Below are 18923 nucleotides of genomic sequence, written 5' to 3'. Positions count from 1 at the left end.
CGTGAAGGACGAGGATGACGACGACTGAGCAGCGGCTGACCGCCGATGTCCGAAACGGCATCGACTACAAGGTGGCCGACCTGTCCCTGGCCGATTTCGGCCGCAAGGAGATCCGGCTGGCCGAGCACGAGATGCCCGGGCTGATGTCCTTGCGGCGGGAGTACGCAGAGGTGGTACCCCTGAAGGGCGCCCGGATCTCCGGCTCGCTGCACATGACCGTGCAGACCGCGGTGCTGATCGAGACGCTGGTCGCGCTGGGCGCCGAGGTCAGGTGGGCGTCGTGCAATATCTTCTCCACCCAGGACCATGCCGCCGCGGCCGTCGTCGTCGGTCCGCACGGCACCCCCGAAGCGCCCAAGGGTGTGCCGGTGTTCGCGTGGAAGGGCGAGACGCTCGAGGAGTACTGGTGGGCCGCCGAGCAGATGCTGACCTGGCCTGATCAGCCGGCCAACATGATTCTCGACGACGGCGGCGACGCCACCATGCTGGTGCTGCGGGGCGCCCAGTACGAGAAGGCCGGTGTGGTGCCGCCCGCCGAGGACGACGACCCTGCCGAATGGAAGGTGTTCCTCAACCTGCTGCGCGCGCGCTTCGAGACCGACAAGACCAAGTGGACCAAGATCGCGGAGTCGGTCAAGGGCGTCACCGAGGAGACGACGACCGGCGTGCTGCGGCTGTACCAGTTCGAGGCCGCGGGTGAGTTGCCGTTCCCGGCCATCAACGTCAACGACTCGGTGACCAAGTCCAAGTTCGACAACAAATACGGCACCCGGCACTCGCTGATCGACGGCATCAACCGCGGCACCGACGTGCTGATCGGCGGCAAGAAGATCCTGATCTGCGGCTACGGCGACGTCGGCAAGGGCTGCGCGGAGTCGCTGGCCGGCCAGGGCGCCCGGGTTTCCGTCACCGAGATCGACCCGATCAACGCGCTGCAGGCGCTGATGGACGGCTTTGACGTCCGCACCGTGGAGCAGGCGATTGGTGAGGCCGACATCGTCATCACCGCGACCGGCAACAAGGACATCATCACGCTCGAGCACATGCGGGCGATGAAGGATCAGGCGATCCTGGGCAACATCGGCCACTTCGACGACGAGATTCAGATTGCCGCGCTTGAGCGTTCGGGCGCCAAGCGGGTCAACATCAAGCCCCAGGTCGATCAGTGGATCTTTGACGACGGCAAGTCGATCATCGTGTTGTCCGAGGGCCGGCTGCTGAACCTCGGCAACGCGACCGGACACCCGTCGTTCGTGATGAGCAACAGCTTCTCCAACCAGGTGATCGCGCAGATCGAGCTGTGGACCAAGAACGACGAATACGACAACGCCGTGTACCGGCTGGCCAAGCAGCTCGATGAGAAGGTGGCCCGCATCCACGTGGAGGCGCTCGGCGGTCAGCTCACCAAGCTGACCAAGGAGCAGGCCGAGTACATCAACGTCGATGTCGAGGGCCCATACAAGGCGGAGCACTACCGCTACTGATCTGATGCGTAACGTCGGGACCACCCTGATGTTCGACATGCGTGCGCCCGACTGGGCCACGCCGACGAGCGAGCTGTATAGCGCCGCGGTTGAGATGGCGGCGTTCGCGGACTCGATCGGAGTCGACCGCATCAGCTTGATGGAGCATCACGGCTCCGACGACGGCTACCTGCCGCAGCCGTTCACGCTCGCGGCGGCCATGGCGGCGGTGACGACGGATGTCCGGTTCCTTCTCGGTGCGGTTCTCCTGCCGCTGCACGAGCCAGTGCTGGTCGCCGAGCAGATCGCGATCGCCGATCTCATCTCTAATGGTCGACTGAACGTCGTGTTGGGCGCGGGTTACGTTCCCTTCGAATTCGCGACGTTCGGCAAGTCATTGAAAGACCGCGCGAGGCTGATGGACTCGGGTATCGACACGATCCTGCGTGCGTTGCGCGGCGAGCGGTTCGAGGCGAACGGCCGCCCCGTCTACGTCCGGCCGCTGCCGGTGCAGAAGCCCGAGGACATCGTCATGGTCGGTGGGGGAGTTCCGGTGTCTGCGAAACGCGCGGCGCGGTTCGGCGTCGGCTTCGGGCCGATCAATCCGGATTTGGTGGATGTCTATCTGGAGGAGTGTCGCAGGCTAGATCAAACCCCGGGCCGGTACTTCCGGCCGGGGCCTACACCGATCGCCATCCATCTGTGTGAGGATCCCGATCAGGGCTGGGCCGCGATTGAACGGCACGCGGTCCACGTGATCACCGAGTACGCCAAGTGGGCCGAGCAGGAGGGGGACACGTCGACGTCGCCGTTCAAGGGGCTGACCGATCCGGGTGTGCTGCGCCAGGCCGGTCTGTTCGCGGCGTGGACTCCCGACCAGCTGCTGGCCAAGGTGCCCGAGATGCCGGACCGGTCGACGTTTCCGTTTCAGCCATTACTGGGCGGGCTATCGCCCGAGCAGGGCTGGAAGAGCCTGGAACTTCTGAAGGAGACGATGCCGAAGCTCAAAACGGCGATCGCTGCGCTGGATTGACGCTAGATTTCTCCGCGTGGGTCGGGGGTTGATTGGTCTAGTTGTCGTTGTCCTTCTCGCTCTGATTCCGGCTTTCACGCCGCGGGCTTTCGCCGACGACCCGACCAACGACCAGTACGACCCGTACTTCAACGAAGACGAGTACCAGGCGTTCTACACCCCGCCGGACCCGTTGCCGCCGGCCGCGCCGGGTGACCTGATCCGTACCGAGCCGTCCCGGCTGGTGCTGGAACCGTCGGGTCAGCTGGGCGCCATCATGGCCACCGGCACCCGCATCATGTACCGCAGCACCGACACCCACGGAAATCCAAATGTGGTGACGGGCACCTACTTTGAGCCGTACAACGACTGGCCCGGCGGCGGCCCGCGCCCGCTGCTGGTGTACGGTCCCGGCACCCAGGGTCAGGGCGATCAGTGCGCGCCGTCGCGACAGTTCAATCAGGGCATCCACTGGAGGCCTTATCTGGACCTCGCGTTCAACTACGAGGAGTTGTTCGTCGCGACGATGGTGGCGCGCGGCTTCGCGATCGTGATGACCGACTACGAAGGCCTCGGCACACCCGGCCTGCACACCTACGTCAACCGGATCGCCGAAGGCAACGCCATGCTCGACGCCGCCCGCGCGGCCAAGCGGCTGTCCGACACGTCACTGGACCCGAACGGCCCGGTGGCTTTCTGGGGCTATTCGCAGGGCGGCGGGGCGGCCGCATCGGGCGCCGAACTCGCCTCGCAGTACGCCCCCGAACTTCGCGTCGTCGGCACCTACGCCGGGGCCCCGCCGGCCGATCTGAAGGAGCTGTTCCCGTACGCCGATGGCAGCGTGCTGGTCGGTGCGGTCGGGTATGCGCTCAACTCCGTCATCACCAGCTACCCGGAACACGAGGAGGCGATTCGCGCGACGCTCACGCCACGCGGCGCGGATCTGCTCTTCAAAGTCCAGGACCAGTGCGTCGCCGAGACCCTGTTCAAATTCATGTTTCGGCACCTGCAGCCCTACTTCAACCGGGACATCTTTCAATTGGTCAATCAGGAACCGTTCAATAGCCTGTTCGAGGCGCAGAAGATCGGCCGGCACAAACCCAACGCGCCGGTGATGATCCTGTCCAACCGGTATGACCCCTTGGTGCCGTGGACCGGCGCCAACCAGCTCGGCCGCGACTGGTGCGCGCAGGGCGCCGACGTGGAATTCTGGACCAACGAGCAGCCGCCGTTCCTGAACAAGGCCATCGTCAACCACGCGCTGCCGATGCTGGTGGACGGCGAGCGCGCGATGCAGTGGATCGCCGACCGCTTCAACGGCTTACCGACCACACCGAACTGCGGGCAGTTCTGAGCGCTACGCTCGCCGCGTGCTCATCGCGATCGAGGGTGTCGACGGCGCCGGCAAGCGCACGCTGACCCGGGGACTGCGTACGGTGTTCGAGGCCGACGGCAAGTCCGTTGCGAGCCTGTCGTTTCCACGCTACGGCCACTCGGTGTCGGCCGACTTGGCCGCCGAGGCGCTGCACGGCGGGCACGGCGACCTCGCGACGTCGGCGTACGCGATGGCGGTACTGTTCGCGCTGGACCGGGCCGGTGCGCGGGGGGAGATCGGCCACCTGACCGCCGCCTACGACGTGGTGATCCTGGACCGCTATGTGGCGTCCAACGCCGCGTACAGCGCGGCCCGCCTGAGCCAGGGCGCCGACGGCGAGGTGGTGGGGTGGGTGCGCGAGCTGGAGTACGGCCGGCTGCATCTACCGGAGCCCGACTGGCAGATCCTGCTCGACGTACCCGCCGAACTGGCCGCCCAGCGGGCCCAGCAACGCGCCAAGACCGAGGCCGACCGGGCGCGCGACGCCTACGAACGCGATGACGATCTGCAGCGGCGCACCGGCGAGGTGTACGCCGGCCTGGCCGCCGGGCACTGGTGCGGGCGGTGGCGGGCCGTCGGCCCCGGCGTCTATCCGGCCGCACTGGCCGTGGAGCTGGGTCAATAGCCGACTCGCGGGTGTACTACCGGTGTTTTATCGCGATCTGGTGACACCATGGACACCATGAGGCAAAGGATTCTGGTCGTTGATGACGACCCTTCGCTCGCCGAGATGCTCACCATCGTGCTGCGCGGGGAGGGTTTTGACACCGCGGTCATCGGCGACGGCACGCAGGCGCTCACCGCGGTCCGCGAGCTGCGCCCCGATCTGGTGCTGCTGGACCTGATGTTGCCCGGCATGAACGGCATCGACGTGTGCCGCGTGCTGCGCGCCGACTCCGGGGTGCCGATCGTGATGCTGACCGCCAAGACCGACACGATCGACGTGGTGCTCGGCCTGGAGTCGGGTGCCGACGACTACGTGATGAAGCCGTTCAAACCCAAGGAGCTGGTCGCCCGGGTTCGTGCCCGGCTGCGCCGCAACGAGGACGAGCCCGCGGAGATGCTGTCCATCGCGGATGTCGACATCGATGTGCCGGCCCACAAGGTCACCCGGCAGGGCGAACAGATTTCCCTGACGCCGCTGGAGTTCGACCTGTTGGTGGCGTTGGCGCGCAAACCGCGGCAGGTGTTTACTCGTGATGTGCTGCTCGAACAGGTGTGGGGGTATCGGCACCCCGCCGACACCCGTTTGGTGAACGTGCATGTCCAGCGGTTGCGGGCCAAGGTCGAGAAGGACCCGGAGAACCCGCAGGTGGTGCTGACCGTTCGAGGAGTGGGATACAAGGCCGGACCTCCGTGAGTCTGCACGGCTCGGCCGTGGTCGTGATTTTGACCGCTTGGCGGTCGCCGTGATCTTCAGCTCGAGGCGGCGCATTCATCGGCGTTCGGCACCACTGATACGCGGATTGGGTGCGCTGAGTCGAGCGATGGGTCTTGCCTGGCGGCGCTCGCTGCAGCTGCGGGTGGTGACGCTGACGCTGGGGCTGTCGCTGGCCGTCATCCTGGTGCTCGGCTTCGTGTTGACCAGTCAGATCACCGATCGGATCCTCGAGGTCAAGGTGCGTGCGGCGACCGAGGAGATCGAACGCGCCCGCAACACCGTCAGCGGGATCGTCGGCGGCGAGGAGACCCGGTCGCTGGACAGCAGCCTGCAGTTGGCGCGCAACACGCTGACCGACCGCAAGGCCGGCCTGGCCGGCGCGTTCGACGCGGTGCTGGTCGTCCCCGGTGACGGGCCACGCGCCGCGACCGCGGCGGGCCCGGTGCAGCAGGTCCCCAACGCGCTGCGGGATTTCGTCAAGGCCGGCCAGGTCAGCTACCAGTACGCCACGGTGCACACCGAAGGCTTCTCCGGCCCGGCGTTGATCATCGGCACCCCGACGTCGTCGCCGGTCACCAACCTGGAGCTGTACCTGATCTTTCCGCTGAGCAGCGAGGAAAGCACCATCGCGCTGGTGCGCGGAACCATCGTCACCGGCGGTGTGGTGCTGCTGGGGCTGCTGGCCGCGATCGCGTTGGTGGTGGCGCGCCAGATCGTGCTGCCGGTGCGGTCGGCCTCGCGGATCGCCGAACGGTTCGCCGAGGGTCACCTCACCGAGCGCATGCCGGTGCGCGGCGAGGACGACATGGCGCGGCTGGCGGTGTCATTCAACGACATGGCCGAAAGCCTGTCGCGGCAGATCACCCAGCTGGAGGAGTTCGGCAACCTGCAGCGCCGGTTCACCTCCGATGTCAGTCACGAACTGCGCACCCCGCTGACCACGGTGCGAATGGCCGCCGACCTGATCTACGACCACAGCGAGGACCTCGACCCGGCGCTACGGCGTTCGACCGAGCTGCTGGTCAGCGAATTGGACCGGTTCGAACTGCTGCTCAACGACCTGCTGGAGATCTCCCGGCACGACGCCGGTGTCGCCGAGCTGTCCGTCGAAGCGGTCGACCTGCGCGACACCGTACAGAGTGCGCTGGACAACGTCGGCCACCTTGCCGACGACGCCAAGAGCGAGCTCATCGTCGACATGCCGCCGCAGGAGGTCATCGCCGAGGTCGATCCGCGCCGGGTGGAACGCATCCTCCGCAACCTGATCGCCAACGCCATCGACCATGCCGAGCACAAACCGGTGCGGATCAAAATGGCCGCCGACGAAGACACCGTCGCCGTCACCGTCCGCGATTACGGCGTCGGATTGCGGCCCGGCGAGGAGAAGTTGGTGTTCAGCCGGTTCTGGCGCTCCGACCCGTCGCGGGTCCGGCGCTCAGGTGGCACCGGGCTGGGCCTGGCCATCAGTGTCGAGGACGCCCGGCTGCACCAGGGTCGGCTGGAGGCGTGGGGCGAGCCGGGCAAGGGCGCATGTTTCCGGCTCACCCTGCCGCTGGTGCGCGGCCACAAGGTGACAACCAGCCCGCTTCCGATGAAACCCATTGGGCGGGAACGCAAGCCGCGCCGTCCCGCCCGCGAGCGCGAACCGGCCGGGGAGAGCGTGTGAGGCGCGTCCTCGCTCTGGTATCGGCGTTGGCGATGGTGGTCCTGGCCGGTTGTGCCGGGGTGCCCAGCTCGTCGGCGCCGCAGGCCATCGGGACGGTGGAGCGGCCCGCGCCGCCGCGTCTGCCCAAACCCACACCCGGCATGGATCCCGATGTGCTGCTGCGCGAATTCCTTAAGGCCACAGCCGATCCCTCCAACCGGCATTTGGCGGCCCGGCAGTTCCTCACCGAATCGGCGTCGAACGCCTGGGACGACGCGGGTAGCGCGCTGCTGATCGACCGGGTCGTCTTCGTCGAAACCCGTGGCCCGGACCGGGTTTCGGTCAATATGCGCGCCGACATCCTGGGTTCGCTGTCGGACATGGGTGTGTTCGAGACCGGCGAAGGGGCATTGCCCGACCCCGGCCCGATCGAGTTGGTCAAGACGCCCGATGGCTGGCGTATCGATCGGCTGCCCAACGGGGTTTTCCTGGACTGGAAACAGTTTCAGGAGACTTACAAGCGCAACACGCTGTACTTCGCCGACCCGACCGGCAAGACCGTGGTTCCCGATCCGCGCTACGTCGCGGTCTCCGATCCCGACCAGCTGGCCACCGAGCTGGTCACCAAACTGATCGCCGGCTCGCGGCCGGAGATGGCCAACACGGTGCGCAACCTGCTGGGGCCGCCGCTGAGGTTGCGCGGTCCGGTGACTCGCGCTGACGGCGGCAAGATGGGCGTCGGCCGCGGCTACGGCGGCGCGCGCATCGACTTGGAAAACCTGTCCACCACCGATCCGCACAGCCGGCAACTGCTTGCCGCGCAGATCATTTGGACGCTGTCGCGGGCGGGGATCAACGGCCCGTATGTCATCAATGCCGATGGAGCCGCGCTGGACGACCGGTTCGCCGACGGTTGGCAGACCTCCGACGTCGCCGCCACCGACCCCGGCGCGGCCGACGGTGCCGCCGCGGGGCTGCACGCGTTGGTCGGCGGGTCGCTGGTGTCCCTGGACGGTCAACGGGCACCACGTGTCGCGGGATCGTTCGGCCAAATGCCCAATCAGACGGCGGCCGCGGTGTCACGCACCGGGCGGGAGGTGGCGTCGATCGTGACGCTCCGCCCGGGTGCGCCGGACATGGCATCGTCACTGTGGGTCGGCCCGCTCGCCGGTAACGCGGCACAGGCGATGGACGGTCGCACCCTTTCCCGGCCCAGCTGGTCGCTCGACGACGCGATCTGGGTGGTGGTCGACGGCAACACGGTGGTGCGGGCCATTCAGGACGCGTCCGGACAGCCGGGCCGCATCCCCGTCGACGCCACCGCCGTCACGACCAGATTCCCGGGCGTGATCGCCGAGCTGCAGCTGTCCCGCGACGGCACCCGCGCGGCGATGGTGATCGAGGGCCAGGTGATCCTGGCCAGCGTCGAGCAGACGCCGGGCGGCGGCTACGCACTCACCCACCCGCGCCGGCTGGGCTTCGGCCTGGGCAACACGGTGGTTTCGTTGTGCTGGCGCACCGGCGACGACATCGTGGTCAGCCGCACCGACCCGCAACACCCGGTGTCCTATGTCAACCTCGACGGGGTGAACTCCGACGGGCCGAGCCGCAGCCTGCTGATGCCGGTCGGCACCGTCGCCGCGAACCCGTCGACGGTGTATGTGGCCGACGCCCGGGGCGTGTTGCAGCTGTCGGGTTCGGCGGCCGAGAACGACCCCAGATGGGTGGAGGTGCGCCCGCTGATGACACCCGGCGCAGTACCCGTACTGCCGGGCTGAGCAGCCTCAGCTCGAGCTGACGCCGGGGATCCGCCCCTCCCGGAACGCCTCGACGAAATGGCGGTGATCGTCGCGGACGGTGTTGGCGTATTCGAGTCCGAACGCCACCATGTCGTCGACGAATTCGTCGACGTGCTCGCCGATGACAGCGACGATGGCTTCCTCGGTCTGGAAGTCGACCAACGTCTGATCGCTGTCGGTGTCGCTGACGCAATGCACCTTGGCCACCGCTTGTCCGAGCTGCTCGATGACCTCCGCGAGTTCGTCGGGTTCGGTCAACTCGCTCCAGTCCAAATCGGCGTCGTAGGGCGAGATTTCGCTCACTACGAAGCCGCCGCCGTCGATGTCGGTGTAGCCCAGCAGGGGATCGGCGTGAGCCTGCAGCGCGCGTTGGGACACCGCTGTGCGATGCCCGTGATGCTTGAAGTACTCGCGCACCTCGCGGTCGTCGATCACGCGGCTGGGCGCCGCCACGTTGCCCTGTTTCATCGACAGCACCGCGTCGTTATCCAGCGCCTGGTTGAAGCCTTCGATCAGCACCGTGTACGCGGGTAGTCCCGCGCTACCGATACCCATGCCGGTCTTGCCGATCACGTCCTTGATGTCGTAGGCGATGCCGCGGAATCGCTTCGTCTTGGGAATCGTCTCCAGGTAGCGGCCGAATGCGTCGGTGACCTTGTCGCGTTCGGCGTCGTCGAGTTGGCGCACTCCGGCTAGGTCGCGGAAGCGCCGGTCCCAATCGTCGACGCGCGTCATGCGGTCCAGCATCTGCGAGCGCGTCGAGAGCCGCGCCGTCTGCAGGGCCGACAACACCGCGCCGCGGGCGGTCGTCAGGTTCAGCGAGAACGACGTGTCGTCCTCCACATCGGTGAACCACCGCACCTGATCGACGTACGCGCGGATGAATGTCTCGATCAGCGCTTTGATCTCCTCATCGGAGAGTGCCTTCTGCCAACACATCAACGCGACGCTGGCCGCGAACCGCTCCAGGTCCCAGGTGAAGTGGCCGATGAAGGCCTCGTCGAAATCGTTGACGTCGAAGATCAGCACCCCCGAGCCGTCCATGTAGGTGCCGAAGTTCTCCGCGTGCAGATCGCCCTGTATCCAGACCCGGCCGGTCCGTTCGTCGGCCCACCGATCCTCCTTACCGGCGAGGTCGGCGTAGAAGACGCAGGCGCTGCCCCGGTAGAACGCGAACGGGTCGGCGGCCATCTTGCGGAACTTGGTGCGGAACGCGTCGGGATCGGCCTTCATCAGGTCGGAGAACGCCTGCACCAGGCAGTCGACGATGAAGGACTCGCGGTCGGCCATGCCTCCTGTGTACCCCGACGTCCCGATCCGATATGGATGTCACCGGCCGCGGCGACACTGACGGCGTGCTCGACCTGGTCCTTCCGCTGGAATGCGGCGGCTGCGGCGCGCCGTCGACGCGATGGTGCAGCGCCTGCGCCGAAGTGCTTGCCGTCAAGCCCGACGAGCCGCATCTGATCACCCCGCGGTTCGACCCCGGCGTACCCGTGTTCTCGCTGGGCCGATACGCCGGCGCCCGCCGGGATGCCATCGTCGCGGTCAAGGAGCACGGCCGCGCCGACCTCATCGCACCGCTGGCCCGCGCGCTGCGCTGCGGCCTCGACCAATTGCTGAACTGGGGAGTCGCCCGCGCTCCGGTCACGGTCGTGCCCGCTCCCACCCGCCGGCTGGCCGCCCGCCGGCGCGGCGGCGACCCGGTCACCCGGATGGCGCTGGCCTCGGCGACCGGTCGACGGGACATCACCGTCGTCCAGGCGCTGCGGATGCGGGCCCTGGTCCGCGACTCGGTGGGCCTGTCCAGCGCGGCGCGGCAACGCAACGTCGCCGGCCGGGTCCGGCTGTGCAGACCTGCCGAAGGGGAGGTGCTGCTTGTCGACGACATCGTCACCACCGGTGCCACCGTCTCCGAGTCGGTGCGCATCCTGCAAAGTTCTGGGGCCGGTGTGGTCGCCGTCCTCGCCGTCGCGCACGCCTGACCGCCCAGGTGACGCCGTCCTCAATTACCCCGAGGTCAAACCCGCGTGAAGAACTGAGAACGGGTCGACGAAATTACTGGCACGAGGGGGTGAATACGGACTACCGTCGGGGCCAACCACCCGTGAACGCCTCACGGCGGCGCTCAGACGAGAAGCGCCAACCATCGCCCAGTAGCGGTAGGAGGTGAGCGATCGACACCTTGCACCGGCGAGCGGCGAAATAACGGATGCCCCGCCGGCGCAGTACTGACAGGCCGGCACGCAGCGCGCGTGCGACGCGAAAAAGAAACGAGTCGCAAAGCATGTCAACCCGTTCCGTGGACTCAGACCGCTCGATGATCGTCGAAGACGACAAGCCCGCACCCGTGCCCCATGCAGAGGTCGTGGTCAAGGGCCGCAACGTCGAGATTCCCGACCATTTCCGCATCTACGTCTCAGAGAAACTCTCCCGCCTGGAGCGATTCGACCGCACCATCTACCTTTTCGATGTCGAACTAGACCATGAACGCAATCGGCGCCAACGCAAGAACTGTCAGCACGTAGAGATCACCGCGCGCGGCCGCGGCCCGGTGGTGCGCGGCGAGGCCTGCGCGGACAGTTTCTACGCCGCCCTGGAGTCGGCGGTCTGCAAACTCGAGAGCCGGCTGCGGCGCAGCAAGGACCGTCGCAAGGTCCACTACGGCGACAAGACCCCGGTGTCCCTCGCCCAGGCGACGAAGGTATCCGCCCCGGAGGCGTTCGAGCCACCGGCGAACACCGAAGACGCCGAGCACCACGGTGCCGTTGATGGCGCCGAGGTCCACAAGCCCGGCAAGATCGTGCGCACCAAGGAACACCCGACCAAGCCGATGACCGTCGACGACGCGCTCTACCAGATGGAGCTGGTCGGCCACGACTTCTTCCTGTTCCACGACAAGCAGAGCGACAGGCCGTGCGTGGTGTATCGCCGGCACGCGTACGACTACGGACTGATACGCCTGGCCTGAGGCAATTGACCAGCCACTTCGGCGTGTCACCTAGGATGGACCCCGTCTGATACGCGACGGGATCCATCAACCCACAGGGGAAATTAGCGTGCTCGATAAGTTGCTCCGGCTCGGTGAAGGCCGCATGGTCAAGCGCCTCAAGAGGGTGGCTGACTATGTCAACACCCTGTCCGACGACGTCGCAGAGCTCTCCGACGCCGAGCTGCGGGCCAAGACCGACGAGTTCAGGAAGCGGGTAGCCGACGGCGAAGACCTCGACGACCTGCTGCCGGAGGCGTTCGCGGTGGCCCGCGAGGCGGCCTGGCGGGTGCTCGACCAGCGGCCGTTCGACGTCCAGGTGATGGGCGCGGCGGCCCTGCACTTCGGCAACGTCGCCGAGATGAAGACCGGTGAGGGCAAGACCCTGACCTCGGTGCTGCCCGCGTATCTCAACGCGCTGACCGGCACGGGCGTGCACGTCGTCACCGTCAACGACTACCTGGCCAAGCGCGACAGCGAGTGGATGGGGCGTGTGCACCGGTTGCTCGGCCTGGACGTCGGCGTGATCCTTTCCCAGATGACTCCCGACGAGCGACGGTTGGCCTACGGCGCTGACATCACCTACGGCACCAACAACGAGTTCGGCTTCGACTACCTGCGCGACAACATGGCGCATTCGGTGGCGGACATGGTGCAACGGGGCCACCCGTTCGCCATCGTCGACGAGGTCGACTCCATCCTGATCGACGAGGCCCGCACGCCGCTGATCATCTCCGGTCCCGCCGACGGCGCGTCCAACTGGTACCCCGAGTTCGCCCGGCTGGCGCCGCTGATGGAGAAGGACACCCACTACGAGGTTGACCTGCGCAAGCGCACCATCGGCGTGCACGAGCTGGGCGTTGAGTTCGTCGAGGACCAGCTCGGCATCGACAACCTCTACGAAGCCGCAAACTCGCCGCTGGTCAGCTACCTCAACAACGCGATCAAGGCCAAGGAGCTGTTCCAGCGCGACAAGGACTACATCGTCCGCAACGGCGAGGTGCTGATCGTCGACGAGTTCACCGGCCGGGTGCTGATCGGGCGCCGCTACAACGAGGGCATGCACCAGGCCATCGAGGCCAAGGAGCAGGTCGAGATCAAGGCCGAGAACCAGACGCTGGCCACCATCACGCTGCAGAACTACTTCCGGCTCTACGAAAAGCTCTCCGGCATGACCGGCACCGCCCAGACCGAGGCCGCCGAGCTGCACGAGATCTACAAGCTCGGCGTGGTCAGCATCCCGACCAACAAGCCGATGATCCGCGGCGACCAGTCCGACCTCATCTACAAGACCGAAGAGGCCAAGTACATCGCGGTGGTCGACGACGTCACCGAGCGCTATGAAAAGGGCCAGCCGGTGCTGATCGGCACCACCAGTGTGGAGCGTTCGGAGTACCTGTCGCGCCAGTTCAACAAGCGCCGGATCCCGCACAACGTGCTGAACGCCAAGTACCACGAGCAGGAGGCGAACATCATCGCCGAGGCGGGACGGCTCGGTGCGATCACCGTGGCCACCAACATGGCCGGCCGCGGCACCGACGTCGTGCTCGGCGGCAACGTCGACTTCCTGGCCGACAAGCGGCTGCGCGAGCAGGGGCTGGATCCGGTGGAAACCGCCGACGAATACGAGGCGGCCTGGCACCGGGTGCTGCCCGAGGTGAAGGCGACTGCGGCCGAGGAAGCCACGGACGTCATCGCGGTCGGCGGGCTGTACGTGCTCGGCACCGAACGCCACGAGTCGCGCCGCATCGACAACCAGCTGCGCGGCCGGTCCGGCCGTCAGGGCGATCCGGGCGTGTCACGGTTCTACCTGTCGCTCGGCGATGAGTTGATGCGCCGGTTCAACGGCGCGACGTTGGAGGCGTTGCTGACCCGGCTGAACCTGCCCGACGACGTGCCCATCGAGGCGAAGATGGTGACCCGGGCGATCAAGAGCGCGCAGACGCAGGTCGAGCAGCAGAACTTCGAGGCTCGCAAGTACGTCCTGAAGTTCGACGAGGTGATGAACCAGCAGCGCAAGGTCATCTACGCCGAGCGTCGCCGCATCCTCGAGGGCGAGAACCTGGCCGAGCAGGCGCACAACTTGCTGGTCGACGTCGTCACCGCGTATGCCAACGGCGCCACCGCCGAGGGGTATTCGGAGGACTGGGATCTGGAGTCGCTGTGGCAGGCGCTGAAGACGCTGTACCCGGTCGGCATCGACCACCACGACCTGGTGGACTCGGACGCGGTCGGGGAGCCGGGTGAGCTGACCCGCGACGAGCTGCTCGACGCGTTGATCGCCGATGCCAAGCGCGCCTATGCGGAACGCGAGAAGGAGCTCGAGGAGCTCGCCGGCGACGGCGCGATGCGACAGCTGGAGCGCAATGTGCTGCTCAACGTCATCGACCGCAAGTGGCGCGAGCACCTCTACGAGATGGATTACCTCAAGGAGGGCATCGGGCTGCGCGGCATCGCCCAGCGCGACCCGGTCATCGAGTACCAGCGCGAGGGCTACGACATGTTCGTCGGGATGCTCGACGCCATGAAGGAAGAGTCGGTGGGCTTCCTGTTCAATGTCACGGTCGAAGCCGCGCCAGCGCCGGCGGTGGCTCCGGTCGCCGCGCCCACCGGCCTCTCCGAGTTCGCGGCCGCGGCCGCCGCGCAGGCTCAGCAGAGCGGCGTCGCGACGAAAGAGCGCGGGCAGGCACCTTCGGCGCTGCGCGCCAAGGGAATTGACGACGACGCACCGCCGTTGACCTACTCCGGTCCTTCGGAGGACGGTTCCGCGCAGGTGCAGCGCCATGGCGGCGGCCCACGGCACGCCATGCCGCCCGCCAGCAGGCGGGAGCGGCGCGAAGCCGCGCGCCGTCAGGCCCGCGGGCAGAAACCGCCGAAGTCGGCAAGGAAGAACTAGGGCTCGAGCAGGGCAGCGATGCGCTCCAGCGTGGCGCGCATGCCGTCCTCGGCCTGCTTCGGCATCGAACCCAGCTTGAGCATCGGTCTCTGCCGGTCCTTCGACACGTCCCACGTCTCACGCACCAGCGTGCCGCCGTCGGACGGCTCGAGTTCGTAACGCCAGATGCGGCCGCCGATCAGGCCGCCCAGCGCGGTGGGCTGCCAGGCGATCCGGCGATCCGGCTCGAATTCGATGACCTTGTTGTTCATCGTGTACGGCACGAACAGCGTCTCGGGCCGTCCCCGCATCCGCATCGAGAACTTGGCGCCCAGCTCCAGCGGTATCGAGGGCGCCGTCGTGTGGTCCACGGTTCCGGATCCGTCGAAGCTTGCGTGTTTTCCGGCGTCGGCGAGCAATGCAAAGATCTCGCCGGCCGGCGCTTTGATGACACGTTCGACGCTGACGGTGTTTCCCTGCACGTCGCAAAGGCTAGTCCCCCTGCCCTTGGGCGGGCGGTACCCCCAGCCTCATCCGATGTGCAGGGCGACAATCCGCCAGCGGTCATCGCAGAGTTCGATGCGCGCCGCGATGGCCCGGGCCCGCTGTGCCCTGCTGTAGGTGCCGAACACCTCGGCGGCTTGCACCTCGGTGTCCGCGGTGTCCGCGGTGTCCACCATTCGTAGCCGCACCCGGCGCAGCGTCGCGGCAGCGGCGTGCGGGGATCGCGCCATCGCAACCACCATGTCCATCAGGGCCGGCGTCATCAGCGCTTTCAGCTGGCTGATCGGGCGGCGTCGATCGATGACCTCCAGCACCCGGCGCAGCGCCGCGTCGGCGAACACCGCGGCCGCGTGTGGCGGCGACGGTTCGCGCGCCACGCGATGGACAGACCGCAGCGGGCGCCGTGGCGACCGGTGCAGGGCGGCGGACACCCTCGCGGCGGCACCGAGGGGCGGTGGTTCATAGTCGACGACCGGCGCGGTGAACGAGCCCGGTTGGAATGAGATGTGCGATGCGGTCAACGGACCTCTCCAGCGTTCGGTATGGCTGCAACGGCATCTGCTGGAGAGACGCAGACAAGTCCATGATCCCATGGTTGGCACGGCCCGCACGCACCCGTGATGCGCGGCGGCGGAATCGGCGGATAACGTGACGGGAGTTCGGTGAGCGTCGACGTAAATTTCGCAGGAGGGTACCGCCAGACATGGTGACCAGGTTGTCGGCGTCGGACGCGTCGTTCTACCACCTGGAGAACTCCTCGACACCGATGTATGTCGGCTCGCTGTCGATTCTCCGCAAGCCCCGCAGCGGGCTGAGCTACGAGACCCTGCTGGCAACGGTCGAACAGCGGTTTCCGCAGATTCCGCGCTACCGGCAGAAGGTGCGGGAGGTGACGCTCGGCCTGGCCCGGCCGGTGTGGGTCGACGACCGCGACTTCGACATCACCTACCACATCCGCCGGTCCGCGCTGCCGTCGCCGGGCAGCGACGCCCAGCTGCATGATCTGGTCGCCCGGTTGGGGTCTCGTCAGCTGGACAGGTCGCGGCCGCTGTGGGAGATGTATCTGGTCGAGGGCCTGGCCCGCAACCGGCTCGCGATCTACACCAAATCGCATCAGGCGCTGGTGAACGGCATGACCGCGCTGGAGATCGGCCACGTCATCGCCGACCGCACGCAAAAGCCGCCGGCATTCGGAGAGGACATCTGGATTCCGGGCCGCGAGCCGGGGACTGCCCGGCTGCTGATGGGCGCCGTCGGGGACTGGATTGCCCGGCCCGGCGTGCAACTGGCGGCCGTTCGTTCCGCGGTGACCGAGGTGGCCACCAACTCCGGGCAGCTGGTCGAGGTGGGCCGCCGGGTCGCCGACGCCGCCCGGACGTTCGCGCGGGGCACCGCGCCCAGCAGCCCGCTGAACACCACGGTGTCGCGCAATCGGCGGTTCACGGTGGCCACCGGCCGGCTGGCGGACTACCGCCATCTGCGCACCCGATACGACTGCGACGTCAACGACGTGGTGTTGGCCGTGGTTGCCGGCGCGCTGCGCAACTGGCTGCTGTCGCGCGGCGAGTCGGCGGCACCCACGTCCGCAGTGCGCGCGATGGCGCCGATGTCCGTATACGCGGACGCCGAGCTCGATTCGACCGCACCGGGCCAGGCAATCAGCGAGGTCTCGCCGTTCTTCATCGATCTGCCGGTCGGCGAGGGCAACGCGGTGGTCAGGCTCTCCCAAATCGCACACGCCACCGAATCACATCCGACGGCAGCCAGCCTCGTCGACGCCAGAACGATCGTCACGCTGTCCGGCTTCGCGCCACCGACGTTGCACGCCATGGGAATTCGGGTGGCGACCATGTTTTCGGCCCGACAGTTCAATCTGTTGATCACCAACGTTCCCGGCGCGCAGAAGCAGATATACGTCGCGGGCGCCAAGCTGCTGGAAAGCTATGCGGTGCCACCCCTGCTTAACAACCAGGTGCTGGCGATAGGCGTAACCTCCTACAACGGCATGCTGTATTACGGGATCAACGCCGACCGCGACGCGATGAGCGACGTGGATGTTCTGCCGACGTTGCTGCGGGAATCACTCGATGAACTGCTGGAGGCCGCTCAATGATTGAGATGCATCGTGACGATTAGCTCCGAGAACGAAAAGACCCACAAGTCCGTCACCGACACCGCCAAGTCGCCGGCCGACAGAGTGATCCCGCACCCCGTGCTCGATCTGCCCGTCGACGACGACGTGTACAGCCGCAAGCGCGGACTGGATTGGGTGGTCTTCGGCGTTACCGCCGTGATCGCCCTGGGTTTTCTGGTGTGGGGCTTCCTGGACACCGCGGCGCTGGCGGAGGCGTCCGGCAACGCCCTGACCTGGGTGATGAACAACGTCGGCTGGCTGTTCGTGCTGACCGCGTCCGGGTTTGTGTTGTTCGTGCTGTGGCTTGCGCTGGGCCGCTACGGCAAGATCCCGCTGGGCCGCGACGAGGAGGAGCCGGAATTCCGGACGGTGTCCTGGGTGGCGATGATGTTCAGCGCCGGCATGGGCATCGGCCTGATGTTCTTCGGCGTCGCCGAGCCGCTGTCCCATTTCGCGACGCCACCGCCGGGTACCGGTGCTGCCGGCAACCCGGACGCGGTGCAGACCGCGATGGCGACCACGCTGTTCCACTGGACGCTGCACCCGTGGGCGATCTACGCGGTCGTCGGGCTCGCGATCAGCTACGGCGTGTACCGCAGGGGCAGGCTGCAGCTGATCAGCTCCGCATTCGAGCCGCTGCTCGGTTCCCGCGCACATGGCCCGTGGGGCAAGGTGATCGACATGCTGGCGATCTTCGCCACGCTGTTCGGATCGGCTGCCTCGCTCGGTCTCGGCGCCCTGCAGATCCGCAGCGGCCTGCAGATCGTCGGTGGCATCGGCGAGACCGGCAACGCCATCCTCGTCGTCATCATCGCGGTCCTCACCGCTGCGTTCGTGCTGTCCGCGGTGTCCGGGATCGCGCGGGGCATCCAGTGGCTGTCGAACATCAACATGGTGCTGGCCCTGGTCCTGGCCGTCTTCGTGTTCGTCGTCGGCCCAACGATTTTCATTCTCAACCTGATTCCCACATCGGTCGGCAGCTACCTGCAAGACGTCGCGATGATGTCGGCAAGGACCGGCGCCGAAGGTGCCGACGTGAACACCTGGCTGCAGTCGTGGACCATCTTCTACTGGGCCTGGTGGATCTCCTGGACTCCCTTCGTCGGCATGTTCATCGCGCGGATATCCCGCGGGCGAACCATCCGGCAGTTCGTCACCGGCGTGTTGTTCGTGCCGAGCTTGGTGTCGCTGATGTGGTTCTGCGTCTTCGGTGGCGCCGCGATCAATAAACAGCAGTCGGGGGTCGACCTCGCCGGTGAGGGCAGCATCGAGCAACAGTTGTTCACCCTGCTCGACCAGTACCCGATCGCCATCGTGGCGAGCATCCTGGTGATGGTGTTGGTCGCCATCTTCTTCGTCTCGGGCGCGGATGCCGCCTCGATCGTGATGGGCTCGCTGTCCGAACGCGGGACGATCAAGCCCAGCCGGGGAACCGTCATCTTCTGGGGTGTCGCGACCGGAGCGGTTGCAGCGGTGATGCTCCTGGTCGGCGGTGCGGACGCACTGACGGGTCTGCAGACGATCACCATCATCGCCGCGCTGCCATTCGTCCTGGTGATGGTGGGGATGGCAACGGCTTTGGTCAGGGACCTGCGCCGAGACCCGATGGTGGTGCGCAAGGAATACGCCGCCGAGGCAGTGGACAGCGCGGTGATCTCCGGCGTCACCCAACACGGAGACGATTTCGTCATCTCGGTGGAGAAGGATCCCGCCAACCAAGAAACAGGGGCCGGATAATCTCGCTGG

Annotated in this window: 15 protein-coding genes; 12 read left to right on the top strand and 3 right to left on the bottom strand. The window is 66.9% G+C overall.

The genetic code is table 11. From position 1 onward, the window contains the following. Positions 1-14 precede the first annotated feature (14 nt). Genes ahcY through lpqB form a run of 7 tightly spaced genes read left to right on the top strand, consistent with a single transcriptional unit; the run spans position 15 to position 8654 of the window. Positions 15-1484, top strand: a complete 1470-nt coding sequence (gene ahcY, locus ACRDU5_RS13400; RefSeq protein ID WP_526615040.1) for an adenosylhomocysteinase — start codon at positions 15-17, stop codon at positions 1482-1484. 4 nt (positions 1485-1488) lie between these two features. Continuing rightward, on the top strand, positions 1489-2496 hold the full coding sequence (locus ACRDU5_RS13395; protein ID WP_526615039.1) for an LLM class flavin-dependent oxidoreductase: 1008 nt from the start codon (positions 1489-1491) through the stop codon (positions 2494-2496). Positions 2497-2512: 16 nt separating this feature from the next. Next, positions 2513-3829, top strand: coding sequence for a lipase family protein (locus tag ACRDU5_RS13390; protein WP_526615038.1), 1317 nt, complete (start codon positions 2513-2515; stop codon positions 3827-3829). Between the two features lie 16 nt (positions 3830-3845). Continuing rightward, positions 3846-4475, top strand: coding sequence for a dTMP kinase (locus ACRDU5_RS13385; protein WP_526615036.1), 630 nt, complete (start codon positions 3846-3848; stop codon positions 4473-4475). A gap of 48 nt (positions 4476-4523) precedes the next feature. Continuing rightward, a complete protein-coding gene (mtrA, locus tag ACRDU5_RS13380; RefSeq protein ID WP_526615035.1) occupies positions 4524-5210 on the top strand; it encodes a two-component system response regulator MtrA in 687 nt (228 codons plus the stop codon). A gap of 49 nt (positions 5211-5259) precedes the next feature. Continuing rightward, positions 5260-6897, top strand: a complete 1638-nt coding sequence (mtrB, locus tag ACRDU5_RS13375; protein ID WP_526615058.1) for an MtrAB system histidine kinase MtrB — start codon at positions 5260-5262, stop codon at positions 6895-6897. Between the two features lie 14 nt (positions 6898-6911). After that, a complete protein-coding gene (gene lpqB, locus ACRDU5_RS13370) occupies positions 6912-8654 on the top strand; it encodes an MtrAB system accessory lipoprotein LpqB (RefSeq protein WP_526615057.1) in 1743 nt (580 codons plus the stop codon). Between the two features lie 6 nt (positions 8655-8660). Here lpqB and ACRDU5_RS13365 read toward each other — a convergent pair whose 3' ends face one another. After that, a complete protein-coding gene (locus ACRDU5_RS13365; RefSeq protein WP_526615034.1) occupies positions 8661-9965 on the bottom strand; it encodes a DUF2252 domain-containing protein in 1305 nt (434 codons plus the stop codon). A 65-nt stretch (positions 9966-10030) separates the two neighbouring features. Between ACRDU5_RS13365 and ACRDU5_RS13360 the strand changes: the two genes are divergently transcribed. The 3 genes from ACRDU5_RS13360 (at position 10031) to secA (ending at position 14560) form a co-directional block, all read left to right on the top strand. After that, positions 10031-10660 carry a ComF family protein gene (locus ACRDU5_RS13360; protein WP_526615033.1) on the top strand — a complete coding sequence of 210 codons (630 nt, stop codon included), beginning with the start codon at positions 10031-10033 and terminating at the stop codon, positions 10658-10660. A gap of 335 nt (positions 10661-10995) precedes the next feature. Continuing rightward, positions 10996-11646 carry a ribosome hibernation-promoting factor, HPF/YfiA family gene (gene hpf, locus ACRDU5_RS13355; protein WP_526615056.1) on the top strand — a complete coding sequence of 217 codons (651 nt, stop codon included), beginning with the start codon at positions 10996-10998 and terminating at the stop codon, positions 11644-11646. Positions 11647-11734: 88 nt separating this feature from the next. Next, on the top strand, positions 11735-14560 hold the full coding sequence (secA, locus tag ACRDU5_RS13350; protein ID WP_526615032.1) for a preprotein translocase subunit SecA: 2826 nt from the start codon (positions 11735-11737) through the stop codon (positions 14558-14560). Here secA and ACRDU5_RS13345 read toward each other — a convergent pair. Beyond that, positions 14557-15021, bottom strand: a complete 465-nt coding sequence (locus ACRDU5_RS13345) for an SRPBCC family protein (RefSeq protein WP_526615031.1) — start codon at positions 15019-15021, stop codon at positions 14557-14559. The genes secA and ACRDU5_RS13345 overlap by 4 nt on opposite strands. A 48-nt stretch (positions 15022-15069) precedes the next feature. Then, complete coding sequence (locus tag ACRDU5_RS13340) at positions 15070-15564, bottom strand: Rv3235 family protein (protein ID WP_526615029.1); 495 nt, start codon at positions 15562-15564, stop codon at positions 15070-15072. A gap of 182 nt (positions 15565-15746) precedes the next feature. On the opposite strand from ACRDU5_RS13340, the gene ACRDU5_RS13335 reads away from it, so the two are divergent. Both ACRDU5_RS13335 and ACRDU5_RS13330 read left to right on the top strand, forming a co-directional pair. Next, entirely contained in the window at positions 15747-17156 is a 1410-nt protein-coding gene (locus ACRDU5_RS13335) for a WS/DGAT/MGAT family O-acyltransferase (RefSeq protein WP_526615028.1), read from the top strand. Positions 17157-17168: 12 nt separating this feature from the next. Further along, positions 17169-18914 (top strand): BCCT family transporter, encoded by a 1746-nt coding sequence (locus ACRDU5_RS13330; protein WP_526615027.1) that lies wholly within the window; start codon positions 17169-17171, stop codon positions 18912-18914. Positions 18915-18923 lie beyond the last annotated feature (9 nt).

Origin of the sequence: Mycobacterium sp., assembly GCF_050701515.1 — a bacterium.
Classification (GTDB): domain Bacteria; phylum Actinomycetota; class Actinomycetes; order Mycobacteriales; family Mycobacteriaceae; genus Mycobacterium.
The sequence above is the reverse complement of the archived record's forward strand: the minus strand, read 5'-3'. Positions and strand labels throughout refer to the sequence as shown.

Excerpts from the sequence above, each read along its gene's own strand:
- hpf (WP_526615056.1), top strand. The coding sequence starts at position 10,996 with ATGATCGTCGAAGACGACAAGCCCGCACCCGTGCCCCATGCAGAGGTC.
- ACRDU5_RS13365 (WP_526615034.1), bottom strand. The coding sequence starts at position 9,965 with ATGGCCGACCGCGAGTCCTTCATCGTCGACTGCCTGGTGCAGGCGTTC.
- ACRDU5_RS13335 (WP_526615028.1), top strand. The coding sequence starts at position 15,747 with ATGGTGACCAGGTTGTCGGCGTCGGACGCGTCGTTCTACCACCTGGAG.
- ahcY (WP_526615040.1), top strand. The coding sequence starts at position 15 with ATGACGACGACTGAGCAGCGGCTGACCGCCGATGTCCGAAACGGCATC.
- mtrA (WP_526615035.1), top strand. The coding sequence starts at position 4,524 with ATGGACACCATGAGGCAAAGGATTCTGGTCGTTGATGACGACCCTTCG.
- ACRDU5_RS13395 (WP_526615039.1), top strand. The coding sequence starts at position 1,489 with ATGCGTAACGTCGGGACCACCCTGATGTTCGACATGCGTGCGCCCGAC.